Origin of the sequence: [Clostridium] symbiosum ATCC 14940 (genome assembly GCF_000466485.1) — a bacterium.
Classification (GTDB): domain Bacteria; phylum Bacillota; class Clostridia; order Lachnospirales; family Lachnospiraceae; genus Otoolea; species Otoolea symbiosa.
Genome location: NZ_KE993027.1, coordinates 1 through 16,758 on the forward strand (window position 1 = coordinate 1; position 16,758 = coordinate 16,758).

The following is a 16,758-nucleotide window of genomic DNA, read 5'->3' on the forward strand; positions in this document are numbered from 1 at the left end:
GACGCGTCCTCCCAACCTCAGTTAAATCTCCATCAGAAAATTTGGAAAAAATTTACATAAATATTCTGTCTGCTTTTACAGTCGATATAATATTTTTGTTATATACTGGATAAAGATTAAGTCTTTGTTGCAATACCTTAAATTTGATATACTGAACCTATTAAATTCACAGCTGCGATTATAGATTTATACCGGTATCAGAAAGGCAAGACAATGAATAAAAGTAACTTTTTTACGGCGTCGGACGGGGCGGTTCTTTATTTTGAAGACCAGGGAACCGGAGTACCGTTTCTGCTGATGCCAGGATTTCTGGCGACAACGAAGTTTTTTCGGAAAAACATCGAAGAACTGTCAAAAAAATACAGGGTAATTGTCTTTGATCCAAGAGGACAGGGGCGTTCCGGTAAAGTATGCGGCGGCAATACGATGGAGAGAAATGCGCTGGATATCAGGGATCTGATTGAACATCTGCAGCTTGAAGACGTAATACTGGGCGGCTGGTCCATGGGCTCGTCCGTAGTGATATCCTATGCTGCGATGACACAGGAGGCTCACCTGAAGGGACTGGTTCTGATAGACGGTTCTTTGTTCCCGGTGTCTCCCGACGAATGGAACAAACACCGCTCCCGGAATTATAACATTGATAACTGGCTTGATAATTATATGCCGCTTGTGTATGACAGAGATGACTTTTACGAGCGTTTTGTGGCGAGAATTTCCAACGGAGCTATGACGCAGGAGGATCGGGAATGGGTTATGGAGGAATTTATGAAGACGCCGCCGTGGTCGGCCCTGGAATTCCATTATGATTTCTGCCATACCGATAATTACAGTAATTTAAAAAAGCTTACGGTGCCCGTGTCTATTTTCGGCGGTTCGTCGGACGCTTACGGGCTGGAGATGGTGGATGCATTTGCCTCACAGATCAGGGGATATGTGGAGCTGAATAAATTTTATAACAGCGGCCACATGATGTTCTATTACGAGTCAAATAAATTCAATGAATGTATCAGCCGGTTTATAGACCATGTGGCGGCCGACAAAAGCAGGGGGCTTACGGAGGAATCCAGACATGTTTGTGGTGAGGCGCCGGCTTTTACGTAGAGGACAGGCTCATTATAATATAACAAAACATAAGAAATGGAGTGGAGAAAACTATGAAAAAAATGTTAGCAATCAGTATGTCACTTATTATGGCGGCTTCTTTAGCAGGATGTTCGTCAGGCGGCGGCGCCGGAAAAAGCACGCAGCCCCAGACGGCACAGGAAAATGCAGGAGATAAAGCGCCCGGTGAGCCAACGTCCGGAAAGAAGAGAACGATCCAGCTTGGCCATATTGATCCGGCCCAGGATGTGGATCCCTATCATACACTGGCAATGAATTTTAAAACAGAGATAGAGGAACTGTCGGGCGGGGCGATTACAATTGACGTAATTACGGATGCGCAGTTAGGCAGCGAGCTTTCCATGATGGAAGGAATGAACATGGGTACAATTGATATGGCTGTCATCACGAATTTCAGCTTCAGCTCTTCTGTCCCCGACTTTGCAGTGTTTGACCTGCCGTATCTGTTTATGAACCGTGAACAGGCTCACGCGGTACTGGATGATACCTCCATAACGGATGCAATGGAGGAGGAACTTTATAATGACTTCGGTGTTAAAATCTTAAGCTGGGGCGAAGGCGGATTCAGAAGCACGATCAATAAAAAACGCCCGATTAATACACCGGCCGATTTAAAGGGAATTAAAATCCGTGTGCCTGAAAATTCAACTTATGTAGATACGTTCAAGGCGTTGGGGGCCAATCCTACAACGATGGCATCCAGTGAATGCTTTACAGCCCTTCAGCAGGGAACGATTGATGGCTTAGAGCAGCCGGTTACACCGATGTATACATATAAATCATATGAACTCTGCGACTATATTTCCTTTACCGAACATTTCTATTCGCCAATCACGCTCAGCGTGTCTAAATTCATCTGGGATGATTTGAGCGATGAGGAGAAGGGCTGGTTTGAAGAGGCGGCGAAAAAAGCGGCTGAAGAAGAGCGCGCGTCTGCGAAGGAGACAGACGACAAGCTGTTAAAAGAGATGGAAGAGGCCGGAGTCCAGGTGAATGAAGTGGCGGATAAACAGCAGTTCAGAGATGCGGTAAAGCCGATTCATGAAGCCTTTGCTGCGGATGTAAATAAGGAGTTACTGGACAAGATTAACGAGAAAATCGCAGAAATCCAGTAAAGAGCCGGATGAGGAGAAGTCCTATGAAAGATGCATTGGATAAAGTATGCAGCATGGTAAACAGAATATATGGAGGAGCAGCCCTGCTCCTCCTGGCTGTCCTGACCGGAGCCATGGCTGTTCAGGTATTTACAAGGTACGTGCTGGGTTCTTCCCTGTCGGGAACGGAAGAGCTGGGACGATATTGTTTTATATGGATGACAATGCTGGGGGCCAGCATTTGCGTCTCATCCGATTCGCATGCAGCGGTGACGATTCTGAATGATCATTTAAAGGGGAGAATGAAGGGCGGACATAAAATTTCGGTGGATATCCTGATTCTGGCCTGTGCGGTACTCCTGTTTATACAGGGGATTAAAATGGCGGCCATGACGACCAGGCAGCTTACGCCGACCCTGCATATCCCGATGTCGGTTATTTACTGTTCCCTCCCTGCAGGGGCCTTCGGAATCATTCTGAATGGAATCAATAACCTTATTAAGAGAATGGATGAGGCAAAATCGTCTGCCTTTGTACAGGAGGGGGCGGACGATGGAGAAGGGGGGATGAGGTAGATGGAAGTAGCACTGTTATTAGGAGTCATGATGATACTTCTGGCTTATGGCGTTCCCATCGCATTTTCCATTGGTATATCCAGCAGCGTTTTTTTGATGGTAACACAGATGAAACCGCTGATTCTGATTGCGCAGCGGACGGTTCTCGGTACGGACAGCTTTCCGCTTCTGGCAATTCCGCTGTTTACGCTGGGAGGTTATCTGATGGAGTCCAGCGGCCTGTCAAAGCGTCTGGTAGGATGTATTGAGAAGCTTCTGGGAGGCGCGCCGGGAAGTGTCGGGACTGTTACCATCGTCTGCTGTACGATTTTCGCGGCCCTCACCGGCTCAGGCCCTGCAACGGTTGCGGCGATTGGGGCTATCATGCTGCCCGCAATGCTGAAAAACGGATACAGTAAATCGGAAACAGGCGGTATTCTGGCTGCGGCCGGTTCCCTGGGCCCGGTTATTCCGCCCAGTATCTGTATGATTGTATACGGCAGCACGATGAACGTTTCGATTCCGGAGATGTTCGTGGCGGCCATTGTACCCGGCCTTTTGCTGGCAGCATCCTTTGTAGCGGTTAATCTGGTGATGAACAGGAACAAAAAAGCGGCGTCAGCCGTGAAGTACAGCCGGAAGGAAGTAATGGAATCTTTTATCCAGGCGGTGCCGGTACTGCTTCTTCCGGTTATTATCCTGGGCGGCATATATACGGGGATCTTTACGCCCACCGAGGCGGCCGTCACCTGCGTAATTTACAGTCTGGTACTTGGAATTGCATACCGGGAGATGAAATTTTCCGATTTGATCAGCGCAATGAAGAAGACGATCGTAACCTCCGGCATGGTGATGTTTATTATGGCGATGTCCGCGAACTTCGGGTGGATTTTGTCGGCGGCGAAGATACCGACGACTGTGGCCAATGCGCTGGTGCCGTATCTGGGCAACCGGTTCGTATTTACGGTACTTCTCTTAATACTGCTTTTCATAGCGGGCTGCTTTATGGAAGTGCTGGCCCTGGTGGTTATCCTGGCTCCGATCCTGATTCCGATCGGCGTTCAGCTGGGAATGGATCCGCTTCATCTGGGGGTTACTTTCTGCATTGCGCTCGTAATGGGACTGATCACGCCTCCATTTGGCATGAACCTGTTTACCGCGGCGGCGGTCTGCGACACGACGTTTGTTGAGATTGTCAAAGGAGCCTTGCCCTATATCTGTGTGGCATTGATTATGATTTCCCTATTTGCTTTTGTTCCTCAAATCACGTTATTCCTTCCTGGATTGATGGCGGGGTGACGGCATGGTGGAGAGAAATCTTTTAAACGGAGTAATAGAATTGCACGTTCATCCGGCGCCTGACATTCAGCCCAGAAAATTCACCGATATGGAACTTGCTGAGCAGATGAAGGAGGCACAAGCGGCGGCAGTCGTACTGAAATCGCATACGTTTCCCACAATGGCGCGGGCTGAAATCGTTTCCCGACTGACGGGCTTTTCCGTTTTTGGTTCCATCACGCTGAATGATGAGGTGGGGGGATTTAATCCGGCTGCGGTGGAGGCGGCTCTTAACCTTGGTGCGAAAACGGTATGGATGCCTACAAAAAGCGCGGCAAACCACAGAAAGTATTTTAATCTTCCGGGAGGGCTGCATGCCCTGAAGGACGGGAAAGTGGACAACGGGCTTGACTCGATTCTGCACATGATAGCGGACAGGGATGTTATCCTGTCGACAGGCCATCTCTCATTTGAGGAGCAGAGGGTCGTGATTGAGAGAGCAAGAGATCTCGGGGTCAAAAAGATCGTGATCGATCATCCCGAGCTTGCGCTTACCAGGCTGACTGTCTGGCAGCAGAGATATCTGCAGATATTCGGCGTTTACTTCCTGCGCTGTGCCGTCTATCTCGATTTGAGCCGTTCCTACGCGGATGTACTCAAGAACCTGACAGAGCTTGGGTGTTCGGACACGGTATTGTCAACGGACTGCGGAAATACCGGCCTGCCGTCCTGGCCCGGACTGATGGAGGAGTACCTGCAGTATCTGCTGGGACATGGCGTTACGGAGGAAGAGCTGAACCTCATGACGAAAGTTAATCCGGCTCAGCTTATAAATCTGTTATAATGAAATAGAAAATAAAAAGAGGCAAGATATCCCATCCGGTTTAGATGGGATACCCTGCCTTTGTTGATGACGGTGACCTGTGCGCGGAGCGTGCAGGTTATCGTTGCAGTTTATTTCGCATGGCTGAAAATTACTCGGGCAGTGACAATCCAGGGAGGGACAACAAATGACATTAAAAGAATTACAGTATATTGTGACGATTGCGGAGGAGAAGAGTATCTCCCGCGCATCTGCCAGGCTGTATGTATCGCAGCCGTATCTGAGCCAGTGCCTGATGAGGATAGAGCGCCAGCACGACATGCCGCTGTTTCGGCGCACGCAGCATGGCCTGGTCCTGACATTTGCCGGAGAACAGTATGTGGAAACAGCGAGAAAAATTGTGAAGCTGTATAATGATTTCGAGACAGGGCTGTGTGAGATCAGCAATATGAGGAAGGGACGGCTGACGATTGGGACCACCATTCATCTGGGCTCCATGGTCTTTTCCACAATACTCCCGATTTTCAGGGAGCTTTACCCGAACATAGAGCTGAGGCTGGAAGAAGGGCCGTCACAGAAAATCGAAGAATATATTATCGCGTCGAAGGTGGATATCGGGCTGCTTCACTGCCCGCTCAAGGACAGTGCGATATCCTATATTCCGATCCGTGAAAATAATTTTGTGGCGGTGCTGCATAAGGACAGCCATCTGGAAGAATTCTTTTACAAAAAAGAGGAGAGTCCCTATCCATTTATCGATCCGAAGCATTTTTCGGGCGAGAAATTTGTCCTGGCATATCCTTACCAGAGGGTGAGGCAGATAGCGGATCAGATATTGGCGGCGGCGGGAATCCAGCCTCTCTCCTGTCTGAATACCAGCAGTGTGCAGACAGCCATGTGCCTGTCGGCTGTAGGACTGGGCGTCTCGTTCATGCCGGAAAATTATATATCTCTGTTTAATTGTCCGGTAGAGCCGCAGTTCTGCCGGATGGAGGAAGAGTTCGGGGCAAAATGGACGATGGCGGTTGCTTATGATTCTAAGGATATGCTGAGCGGGCCGGCAAAGGAATTTATTCGGATTATGAAAGAAAATATGTGAAAGAAAAAAGGGCCTTTCATCTGCGCAAAACAGCTGCGGATGAAAGGCCCTTTTTTGGTGGCAGAACGAGCCGTTTATCATTGCATTCAGGCGCTCCGCCCGTGTATTCGTCTGCATCCGATGAAGCTTGACAGGTAAAAAACTGTCAGGGAGGACGAAAAATAACTTTTTGATCAAGGGAAGGACTGCGCCTATAATGAACGTATCGATAAATATCAGGGATCCCGCCGGAAGAATTTCAGGTAATTTGACTCAATACAGAAAGGACTTTAGTGAGCGTAAAAGCATGAACAGTATGGTAAAAGTGAAAGGAACTCCGTATGAACAGGGCGTAATGCAGGGAACGGAGCTTCGCGAAGTCATTCTCCACAATATCCGGGAGGTCGGCAAAAAGATGGCATCGGATCATGTTGACATGGTCCGTTATGAAGAATTTGTTAAAAAGAACGCCGCTTTCCTGAAACAGGCGCACAGTGATATATTTGAGGAAATGAAAGGAATATCGGATGGAGCAGAGATTCCGTTTGATGATATTCTGATGCTGAATATACCGGCCTATTTCATGACGGGATATTTTAATCAGGAATGCAGCATGATTATGGCAAGAGGAAAGGCGACAGCGGACGGCTGTACCTATGTGATTAAAAACAGGGATATGAGCACCTATATAGAGCAGGCCGTAATCGAACGGGAATATCCGGACGGACTGAAAATAGTGGAGATAAACGGCGCCGGGACAGTCACCTATCCGGCCAGCGGGATGAACAGCTACGGAGTCGGAGTCACAACAACCGGTTTCTGGTCGGCTAAGGCTCCCTCGGATCTGGAAGCGGCAGAGTATTCCCATATCTTTTTAAATGTCCATCTTCTGCTGGCAAAATGCAGGACAGCCGGGGAAGCTCTTGAGTATGTGAAGAATTCGCCCCGCATGAATGGACTGAATATTATTATTGTCGACCGGGAAGATGCATGGCTGGCTGAAATGACCAGAGATGAGGTTTCAATTGAAAAGGATAATGGTAGCGGTATCTTATTCCGTACCAATCACTACCGCTCCGAACGGCTCAGCCATCTTAATCCGGAGGAAACAGAGTATCCGTCCACCTACTTCAGGTACAGAAGAATGGAGGAGATGCTTGGGAAGCAGTACGGAAGAATCAGATTCCAGGATTTATTCCGTATCATGTCCGACCATGAGAACGGAGTGAATGCAATCTGCCGCCACCCGCAGGAGGGGGCGCCATCCAGGACCATCTCCACAAGCCTGTTTGTACTTGAGGACGGCGAGGCGTGGACAACACTGGGAAACCCGTGCGACAGCCTGAAATATGCACTGTTGAAATAGGAGGATACTATGGATTGCAAAAAGTATATAGATGAACGGATAGGCAGATTAAAAAACATCATGTCTGAAAAAGGCATTGATACGGTCATACTGAAAAAGCCGGAGAATGTCTTTTATTTCAGTAATTTTAATCCGGTATTAAACAGCCATCCGGCGGTTATGATTATTTCACTTGATGAAGAACCGTGTTTGCTGGTGCATTCGATCCGATACGTCCACGCATGCGAGGAGGGAAAGATCAAGAATGTCAAAATATACGGCAAATGGGGGGCGAATGTTCCGCTTGCAATACATCCTGTCGACGCGGTGAGGACACTTCTGGGGAAAAGAAACAGAAAGCTGGGCCTTGAGCTCGATTACTGCAGCGCCGGATTCTGCAGTGAAGTGGAAGATAAGCTTTGTCCCGATGAGGTGGTAAGTATTTCATCTGAAATAAATATGATGAAAATCATAAAAGATCCATATGAGATTGGATGCATCAGACGTTCCGCAGCCCTGGTCGATAAAGGAGTCGAAGTCACGATTGATTACTTGAAGCAGGGATACTCGGAAGCAGAGGCATGCACCCAGGGACAGTATGCAATGAGAAGAATGTGGCATGAGAAGTTTCCGGAGGCGGAAGTCTGCGGCTTCGGAACCTCAGAAGGCGGAATGATAGACAGTCTTCATGTATGGTGCCTTTCTAACGGACACATTGCATATGGCTGTGACTGCCCGAGGCATTATCACCCGCAGCCTGGAGATTTGACGCTTCCGATGGCGTGGGCCAAAACGGACGGTTACCATGCCGAGAATGAGAGAACGGTCATAGTCGGAGAACTGGATTCCTATAAACAGAATGCTTATGACGGCATGCTTAAAGCGCGGGAGAGCATTTTCAGGATATTGAAACCGGGAGTGACGTTTGAGGAGCTGTATCTTGCCGCGGCAAAGGTTTACTCTGAACGAGGCTTTGATTCCATTCTTCCGGGCAGGGTAGGGCATGGAGTCGGCTGCTCCGCGCACGAGTTTCCATCCCTGGAGCGGGGCAACCTGCTGCGGCTCCAGCCGGGAATGGTGATGACGGTTGAACCTGGATTAATGGATAAAACCTGGGGAGGTGTTCGCCATTCAGATACTGTTCTGATAACAGAGGACGGCTGCGAGCTGCTCACCCGGTTTGATACGGGAGCCATTGTCATTGAATGCGGTGACCTGCGCGCGGAGCGTGCAGATTAGCGATTAGCGCCCAGTCCCGTCTGATCATCCACCACCTCACGTACCGTATTGACGAATGCCTGGATTGTCTTTGAAAGATATCGTGTGTTCCTGTAATTCAGCACAATGATATTCTTTGAATCATAGTTCTCGATCGTGTAAAAACAGTGATGTGAGAAGTCATATTGGGAATAGGTGATAAAGGTTTCGGGGAAAATGGATACTCCCAGCCCGGCGGAACAAAAGGACAGCAGCGTTCCTACATTTTTCGTTTCCAGAAAAATATTCGGGGATATATTCAGGTACTGGAGATACCGTCTTGTAAATGTAGGTGTTCTCGAGGTCTGGGTCATGGCCAGGAACGGGCATGATTCCAGACAGCTCATCACAAAACTGAGATCCGGCTTTCTGGTTGAGAGGACGGTGTGGTTGGGAAAATAACGCTCAATGACGGTATCGGGTATCACGACGATAATATTTTCCTCATAGAGAGGAATCGTGGTAATCTGACTGGAACCTTCGGTCAGGTAACCGATACTCACATCCAGCGTGCCGTTTCGAATCCCGTTCTCCAGTTCGTCCGTTGAGCCTTCGAAGAGCTTTACCGATACCTGAGGATATTTCTCCTGGAATGCACGGAATGCTGCGGGAAGAAGGACCTGGGAGCGGGCGTGGGTGCTTCCGACGGTCAGTGAACCGCCGATCATGCCGCCGATGTCCAGCAGCTCTTTTTGCAGGTCATCCTGCATGGCAAGAAACTCGGCTGCTCTTTTACGCAGGTACATCCCGGCGGGAGTCAGGGTCAGGGGCTGCTTCCGGTCAAAGAGAGGCACGCCAAAACTAGTCTCCAGTTTGTTAATATGGCCGCTTAAGGACTGCTGGGTTATATGAAGCTTCTGGGCGGCTCTGCGGAAATTCATTTCCTCGCACAGCACCAGAAAATATTGCAGGTTTAAAAAATTAATCATAAAAAAGCGCCTCCTCAGTTATCATACTTTCTGAAGTATATCATTAAATCCGGCGGCGCTCAATATAGAATGCATGTAACAGGCGGAACGTACAGACAACCGCCTTCAATAAAAACGGCGCTTTGCGTCATGTAATTACAGGAGAGGGTTAGTATGAATCAACAGAAGGAAAAAAACAGCATTTTTAACCGTTTTTTGGCAGGAATTGAATATATGGGGAATAAAATTCCGGATCCCATGATGCTTTTTGTATGGCTTTCCATCATTACGGTGGCAGCCTCATTTGTGCTTTCAAAAATCGGATTCTCAGGCGTCAACCCGGCCACGGGAGAAGTTGTATCCGTCTATAATCTGCTGTCGGCAGAAGGCCTGGTGAGAATGATAACAACGGCAGTCAGCAATTTTACCGGCTTGTCGGCGCTCGGAATGGTCCTGGTATGCATGCTTGGAGTCGGAGTCTGTGACAGAGCCGGCCTTTTCTCGGTTGCATTGAGAAACGTGGTGGAGAATTCCAAAGGCTCCAACTTGAAAATAATCTGTATTTTTGTATTTATGTGTGTTATGGCGGATGCGGCGGGAGGAACCGGCTTTGTTGTAATGCCGCCTCTGGGAGCTATCATTTTCCTGGCTATGGGAAGAAACCCGCTGGCCGGCATGCTTTGCGCCTACGGTGCGGTATCGGGGGCATTTGCTTCAAATTTACTCGTCACCTCCATGGATGTGGTAAACTTAAGCTTTACGGAGACAGCGGCAAAGCTGGTAGATCCGGATATGGCGCTTTCACCTGCCATCAACTATTATTTTTCCGCATTTTCCGTATTTACCCTGACGGCCATGGCGGTTTTCGTTACAGTCAAGGTGGTTGAACCGCGTCTGGGACAGTATACCGGAACCGGAGCAGGAGAAGAGGTCAGCGCGGTAACCGGTACGGAGAAAAAGGCCCTGAAATGGGCGGTTATCGCCGTTGCGGTATATCTGGCGGTGATACTCGCCGGTGTGGTTCCGGGAAACGGCATACTCAGGGATCCGGAAACAGGCTCGCCGATTGCTTCCGCTGCGCCTCTGATGAAAGGACTTCCCTTCCTCATAGCTCTCCTGTTTTTCATTCCGGGCGTTGTTTACGGGAAAGTATCGGGGGCATTTAAGGGCAGCAAGGATGTAGCCAGAGCGCTGGGTCAGGCGATGGCCGATATGGGACCTTATATAGCCTTGATTTTTGTCTCCGCCCAGTTCCTGAAATATTTTGAGTGGTCCAATATGGGTATTATTCTTGCAATCAAGGGGGCGGATTTCCTTGAAGCTTCCGGACTGCCGATTCCGGTCGTGCTGGTACTCTTTATTATCATGTGCGCATTAATTAATATGCTGATAGGGGGCGCTTCAACGAAGTGGGCAATTCTCTCACCTATATTTGTACCGATGTTTATGTTTCTGGGATATCATCCCGCATTGGCGCAGATGGCCTACAGAATCGGAGATTCCATTACAAATCCGATCTGTCCGACCTTCGCCTACTTCGGAATGCTTCTTGCCCTGTCACAAAAATATGACAAGAATGCAGGATTCGGTACCCTGATGGCTAACATGCTGCCTTATACAATTGCATTTTTCTGCTTTATGACAATACAGCTGCTGCTCTGGTTCATACTGGGAATCCCGTTCGGACCTGGGGCGCCGCTTAGACTTTCTTAACAGAAAGTAAGAGAATCCCGCGAGCGGGATTCTCTCTTACTTTTCAAATTCCAGTCTGATTTTCTGCAATAGCTCCGGTTCGGTGATTACCTGATACCCCGTCTGCGCCATGGCGACGGCAGCAGACAGCATTTCTCCGGCTGCAAAATCCGTCATTGTGGCATCCGTGAATTCAGGATTATGCAATGCGGGTCCGCCGGCGCTTGTAATTCCGATCCAGCTGTGAATCGTGGGCACAACATTGCTGACATTACCAATATCTGATGTAGCTGCGTATGTTTCTGGTTTTTTCAGCCGGAGCGTTGTCAATTTCTCATAATTTTCTTTGAAAACATCTGACAGGGTATGATTTGTCACAAGGCCTTCAACCCGATTTTCAAATTCCGTTACATCAACCGACACTCCCGACGCCCGGGCCGTATGGCGCACACAGCCGGCCACTCTGTCCATATACTCCTGAAGCTTTTTCTTACTCGCTGCCCGGATATAATATTTCATCGAGGCATAGTCGGGGATTATGTTGGGCCGGCTCCCTCCATTATCAATAATGCCGTATATGTTGGCACCCGGAATATACTGTTTTAGATTGTTAATGTTAAGATATGACATTACCAACGCATCCAGAGCATTTCTGCAGTCTTCCTTCGGCAGGGCTGCATGGGCGGAAATCCCTCTGAATTCAAATTGAAGCGCTCCCAGCCCCAGTGTGGTGCCGCTCTCTTCGGATTCGGTGCAGGGATGGCACATAATGACAGCATCGATGTTATCAAAGGCATGAGCTTCCACGAAATTCACCTTTCCGCTTGTACGTTCTTCATCCGGTGTTCCGAATACGACTACTCTGCCGCCAATGTCATCCAGAACCGATTTTAAGCCGCAGGCAGCGCCATAACTCATTGCCGCGATTATATTATGTCCGCAGGCATGCCCGATCTCCGGCAATGCATCATATTCGCAGATGAACGCAATTGAGGGACCTGGCCTGCCGCTTGCGTACTCTGCCCTGAATCCGGTTTCCAGCCCATAGATTCCTTTAATAACGGAAAAGCCCTCTTCGCGGAACATAGCTGCCAGCAGTTCTGAGGCCATATTTTCTTTCAGGCCGATTTCCGGATTTTCAAACAGCTCTTTTCTAATCCGGTACATATTTTCTTTATTCTTCAGTATATATTTTTCAATTTCTCTTTTTCCCATTGACGCACCCAGCTCTCCTGATTTTGATTATATTGAAAGATTTTAAAATGGCCCAAGGTGGATGAACTGGGCAATCATGACGACAACAGCACCTCCCAGATATTGCAGTCCAATCAGGGGAAGAATCCATTTTACCCATTTTTCCCACGGTATATTGGCAAGAGACAAAGCTGCCATAAAGTATCCCGAAGTCGGCGTGAGTATATTGGAGATGGCATCTCCAAGCTGGAAGGCAACGACAGTTGTCTGTCTCGTCACGCCGATTAAATCTCCCAGAGGGGCTAAAATAGGGATTGAAACGGCTGCCTGGCCGGAACCTGACGGGATCAGGAAATTTAAAAGGCATTGGAACAGATAGATCCCCAGGCTGGAGACTGCCGCCGGAATCTGGGACAACAGGGAAGAGGAGCTGAATAATATTGTATCGATTATATTTCCCTGGGTCAGGATAACGAGAACCGCTCTGGACAGTCCCACGACCGTAGCCCCGACGGCCAGGGACTCCAGGCCCTGTGCAAAGGTTACCGCATATTGGTTGAAACGCATTCTGAATACGGCAGCGGATGCGATGGAAGCGGCCAAGAAGAGTGAAGACATCTGGGTGATCCCCCATCCCCATTTCATAACGCCCAGAACAAGTATAACCATCATGCCGAAAAAGATTGCCAGTACCGCTTTATGTCTTCCCGTCAGTTCCTCCAGATCTTCCAGATTCAGAATATCGCTTCTTTCCCGGTCAAGCTCATACATCAGGCTTGCTTCAGGATTTTTGCGCACCTTCATCGCATAGCGGTATATGTAGGTTACTGCAATCGTAAACATCAAAACAAGTGAACACATTCGAAACTGCCAGCCGCTTAACAGCGGAAGCTCGGCGATTGTTTGGGCAACCCCGACTGTAAACGGGCTCATCGCTGAGCAGGAGACGCCGGCGCAGGCGCCTACAAGCGCTATGGCGGCGCCCGTGATGGAATCAAAGCCCATGGACATTGCCAGGATTACCATAATTGCGATAAATGGAAGCGTTTCCTCCGCCATGCCAAATACGACGCCCCCCGCTGCAAATGCTGCCATTAAGACTGGAATTAAGAATTTGTCCCTGCCGCTTTTTGCCCCTGCTACGGCAATACGTCCTATGCCGATTTTAATGGCATCTGTAGACTGAATTACATGAAAGCTTCCCCCCATAATCAGGAGAAAGGCGATTATTTCCGATACTTCACCGATCCCGGCCGTTATACAGTTCAGCGCTGCAAAAATTCCCACCGGCGTTTGCTCGACATAGACAAAAGACTCCGGATCGATGACCATTCGTCCCCCTAATTCTACCCGCTCAAAATGACCGGCCGGTATCAGATAGGTCATAATTGATGCCGCGATAATTAGTGTGAATAAAATGACAAATACATGTGGAGCCTCAAACCTGCCCTTTCTCTTTTTTACCCCAAACATTTGCTCTCCTTTTCAATTTTTTTGTACGCTGCAGACGTTTACAATTTTGAAGATGCATCTTCGATATTCTATATCAGCAATATTCATGCCATTTATGGAGTTTATGGTGATAATGTCTATAAATTCATATATTATCAGTGAATATAGAGGGAATTAGTGCTTGAATTGGATTTTATCAGTGCATATTTTGACAAAAAATGACAAGAAAAGGGTGACATGTCAACCTTTATCTGAAAAATGACAATTTATTTGGTCGCACTGCGGCGGCAGAATGCAGCAGAAAATACAGAGATCGAAAAAAGAGCCCGGCATACAGGACTCTTTTTCGTTATCAGCGGTAAAGATTTAAGGGGCATATCATTAACCGGAATATTCTATCAGTTCTCAAGCATTATGTTCAAAATTTCTATATCCGTGGCCTTCATGCCTTCCCGTCCCATACGGCCGATACTCTGGATGGTATCTTCCACGGTTTCTTTTACAAGCCCTTCTCCGGGCTGGAAAACGCGTTTGTTTTTGCTCAGATGGAAGGCTGTGAGGGCGCAGTCGACAGCCGATGCGATCTTTGCCGCACAGGAAGGCTTGGCCCCGTCGCAGACCATACCGCCGATTGTGGCGATAGTGTCGGTAATAATACCGCAGATCTCGTCATAGGAGGCTCCCAGCATATAAGCGATGCCGACGCCGCTTCCGCAGGCCGCGCTTACGGCTCCGCAGTATGCGGAGAGGCTGCCGATATACTTTTTCTGGTGCAGGGAGATCAGGTTGCCCGCCACGAGGGCGCGGTAGAGTCCTTCATCAGAAATGTTATATTCTTTTGCGTATTCAATAATGGGAAGGGATACGGTCATTCCCTGGTTGCCGCTTCCGGAATTGATGACAACCGGCATCGGACAGCCGCTCATTCTGGCATCGGAGCCGGCTGCGGCAGCCGCTTTGGCGCGGATGGCGACGTCGGAGCCGAAAGTATCCAGCAGGGTCCGGCCTACCTGGGCGCCCCAGGGATTGTTAAGCCCTTCCTGTGAAATGGCGGTGTTACATTCTATCTGGCGTGAAATTACTTCACTGATATCACTGAGATCCACACAGTCTGCAAATTCCAGAATATCTTTTACATTTAAGAGGGATTTGTCCGGACCGGAGGACTGCTCCGACTGTTCGTCATCCGTACTGAAAATAATCTTGCCGTTTTTCACGATCTTCGTGATATTGCTGTGATAATCACGAATCTCAACGGTAGCCGATTCCTCCCCGGCGTAGGCCGTGATAATAATGTAGAGATTTTCAACGCCTTCAATCAGGCCGCAGCTGCAAAATCCCTCTTTCACCAGCTTCTGGGTGGTTTCGATTTGTTCCGGTGTGATATCCTCGAGTACTGCCAGAATCCGCTTTACGTTACCGCCAACGATTCCAAGGGTTGCGGCTGTGTCAATGCCCTTCATGCCGCCGGAATTGGGGACGGTTACGCCTTTTACATTTTTCACGATGTTGCCGCTGCAGTTTATTTCACAGCGATCCGGCATGGCTTCCAGAACTTCTCTTACTTTGGCTCCGGCATAGGCGATCGCAATCGGTTCCGTACAGCCCAGAGCCACAACGAGTTCATTCTTTAAGATAGAAACATAAGTATTATAAACTTTTTTGTCCATAGTTGATTTATCCTTTCTGTTGTTTAGACGTAACAGTTCAGCCATGATGTATTCCTCAAGGTGTTTTCGCTGCTTTTTGCGAAAATCCCGAGTTAAGCGGCGCGACGCGATGAAAAGTGAACTTTTCACCACAATCAACGGCGTTTTTTGCCGTTTCTGTGCATCATTTGCTGCAGTTTGGCCGAAGGCTGAACTGTAACGTTTAGACTGCACTCAGCAGTCCTGTATGATTTGTTGTCAGATTGACCTTGCAATTTACAATTAGTCCCCGTATAATTTTACCTGAGAGAAACAGGAGGAGCTGAGACTATGAATTTCCTGAATTTAAAATATTTTATCGTGACAGCGGAGGAGATGAACTTCACTAAGGCGGCAAAACGCCTTTTTATCTCCCAGCAGTCGCTCAGTAATCATATTGCAAAGCTGGAAGATTATTTCGGCGTCCAGCTCTTTGACCGGAATACGCCGCTTACGCTGACCGACGCCGGGGAAAGCCTTCTTAAGAGCGCCCGGAAAATCTTAAACGTCAAGCAGGAGGCGGAACTGGAATTGCAGGATATACGTGATTTCCGCAGTGCGGTGCTTACAATCGGCGTTCCCAATACGAGAGGTTCTGTGATACTGCCTCCCCTGCTGATGAAATTTGGCCGGGATTTTCCGCAGGTGCAGATACGCCTTGTGGAGGGTACCTCTAATGAAATTACCGACGCGCTGTATAAAGGCGACGTGGATTTTACCATCGGTTTTGAACTGGATGCGCCTGATAAGATCCGCACGGAGGTTCTGCACGAGGAACATACGCTGATTGTGGTCCCCAATAATATACTGGATGAGTATTTTTCGGAGGAGGAGCAGGGCGGACTGCTGGAGAAGAAACTGCTCCCTATCCAGGTCTTTGCACGCTGCCCTTTTATCAAGATGAAACATTCCAACTGGATCGGCGAGATATTTGAAAGCAGCTGCCGCGAGGGCCAGATGACACCCATTGTGGCGCTTGAGACAGTCAATATCATGACCATGGTTTCCATGTGCAGGGCCGGCTACGGCGTTATCATCTGCCCCAGTGTGTTCGTGGAGGAGAACAGCCCGGTGCTGGGCGGGGAAGGAAAAGAAAATATCCATACGTTTATTCTGGATTTCCCTAATGCGCACAAGATGATTGCCATCAATTACCTGAAGAATAAATATCAGACAAAAGCAGCCAGGGAATTTATCGAAATGACGAAAAAAATGCTGGCCCGTCCATAAGAAGGTTTAAGCAAAATGGAGATTTAGTTAAGCAGGTGAG

At 48.5% G+C, this 16,758-nt stretch carries 14 protein-coding genes; 10 read left to right on the forward strand and 4 right to left on the reverse strand.

Going from position 1 to position 16,758, the window contains the following annotated elements; all coding sequences use genetic code 11:
• Positions 1–213 precede the first annotated feature (213 nt).
• From CLOSYM_RS19965 to CLOSYM_RS20000, 8 genes are all read left to right on the forward strand, one after another.
• Positions 214–1,104: an alpha/beta fold hydrolase gene (locus CLOSYM_RS19965; protein WP_021643553.1), complete on the forward strand. Its 891-nt coding sequence runs from the start codon at positions 214–216 to the stop codon at positions 1,102–1,104.
• 53 nt (positions 1,105–1,157) lie between these two features.
• Positions 1,158–2,240 (forward strand): TRAP transporter substrate-binding protein, encoded by a 1,083-nt coding sequence (locus tag CLOSYM_RS19970; RefSeq protein ID WP_003498120.1) that lies wholly within the window; start codon positions 1,158–1,160, stop codon positions 2,238–2,240.
• Between the two features lie 23 nt (positions 2,241–2,263).
• A complete protein-coding gene (locus CLOSYM_RS19975) occupies positions 2,264–2,794 on the forward strand; it encodes a TRAP transporter small permease (protein ID WP_021643554.1) in 531 nt (176 codons plus the stop codon).
• Positions 2,795–4,072 (forward strand): TRAP transporter large permease, encoded by a 1,278-nt coding sequence (locus tag CLOSYM_RS19980; protein ID WP_021643555.1) that lies wholly within the window; start codon positions 2,795–2,797, stop codon positions 4,070–4,072.
• Positions 4,073–4,076: 4 nt separating this feature from the next.
• The gene (locus tag CLOSYM_RS19985; protein WP_003505898.1) at positions 4,077–4,895 is read left to right on the forward strand and encodes a DUF6282 family protein; all 819 of its coding nucleotides are present in this window, start codon (positions 4,077–4,079) and stop codon (positions 4,893–4,895) included.
• Positions 4,896–5,061: 166 nt separating this feature from the next.
• Positions 5,062–5,973, forward strand: a complete 912-nt coding sequence (locus tag CLOSYM_RS19990; RefSeq protein ID WP_003498115.1) for a LysR family transcriptional regulator — start codon at positions 5,062–5,064, stop codon at positions 5,971–5,973.
• 295 nt (positions 5,974–6,268) lie between these two features.
• Positions 6,269–7,318: a C45 family autoproteolytic acyltransferase/hydolase gene (locus CLOSYM_RS19995; protein ID WP_003498114.1), complete on the forward strand. Its 1,050-nt coding sequence runs from the start codon at positions 6,269–6,271 to the stop codon at positions 7,316–7,318.
• A 9-nt stretch (positions 7,319–7,327) separates the two neighbouring features.
• On the forward strand, positions 7,328–8,536 hold the full coding sequence (locus CLOSYM_RS20000) for a M24 family metallopeptidase (RefSeq protein WP_021643557.1): 1,209 nt from the start codon (positions 7,328–7,330) through the stop codon (positions 8,534–8,536).
• On the opposite strand, the gene CLOSYM_RS20005 is transcribed toward CLOSYM_RS20000, so the two are convergent.
• The gene (locus CLOSYM_RS20005) at positions 8,533–9,483 is read right to left on the reverse strand and encodes a LysR family transcriptional regulator (protein WP_021643558.1); all 951 of its coding nucleotides are present in this window, start codon (positions 9,481–9,483) and stop codon (positions 8,533–8,535) included. The genes CLOSYM_RS20000 and CLOSYM_RS20005 overlap by 4 nt on opposite strands.
• Positions 9,484–9,636: 153 nt before the next feature.
• Between CLOSYM_RS20005 and CLOSYM_RS20010 the strand changes: the two genes are divergently transcribed.
• Positions 9,637–11,175 carry an AbgT family transporter gene (locus CLOSYM_RS20010; RefSeq protein WP_021643559.1) on the forward strand — a complete coding sequence of 513 codons (1,539 nt, stop codon included), beginning with the start codon at positions 9,637–9,639 and terminating at the stop codon, positions 11,173–11,175.
• Positions 11,176–11,211: 36 nt separating this feature from the next.
• Here CLOSYM_RS20010 and CLOSYM_RS20015 read toward each other — a convergent pair whose 3' ends face one another.
• The 3 genes from CLOSYM_RS20015 to CLOSYM_RS20025 all read right to left on the reverse strand — a co-directional run bounded on the left by CLOSYM_RS20015 (position 11,212) and on the right by CLOSYM_RS20025 (position 15,470).
• Positions 11,212–12,369 carry a M20 family metallopeptidase gene (locus tag CLOSYM_RS20015; protein ID WP_021643560.1) on the reverse strand — a complete coding sequence of 386 codons (1,158 nt, stop codon included), beginning with the start codon at positions 12,367–12,369 and terminating at the stop codon, positions 11,212–11,214.
• A 42-nt stretch (positions 12,370–12,411) separates the two neighbouring features.
• Positions 12,412–13,821 carry a YfcC family protein gene (locus CLOSYM_RS20020; RefSeq protein WP_021643561.1) on the reverse strand — a complete coding sequence of 470 codons (1,410 nt, stop codon included), beginning with the start codon at positions 13,819–13,821 and terminating at the stop codon, positions 12,412–12,414.
• 377 nt (positions 13,822–14,198) lie between these two features.
• Positions 14,199–15,470, reverse strand: a complete 1,272-nt coding sequence (locus CLOSYM_RS20025; protein WP_003498107.1) for an L-cysteine desulfidase family protein — start codon at positions 15,468–15,470, stop codon at positions 14,199–14,201.
• 309 nt (positions 15,471–15,779) lie between these two features.
• Between CLOSYM_RS20025 and CLOSYM_RS20030 the strand changes: the two genes are divergently transcribed.
• On the forward strand, positions 15,780–16,718 hold the full coding sequence (locus tag CLOSYM_RS20030) for a LysR family transcriptional regulator (RefSeq protein ID WP_021643564.1): 939 nt from the start codon (positions 15,780–15,782) through the stop codon (positions 16,716–16,718).
• Positions 16,719–16,758 lie beyond the last annotated feature (40 nt).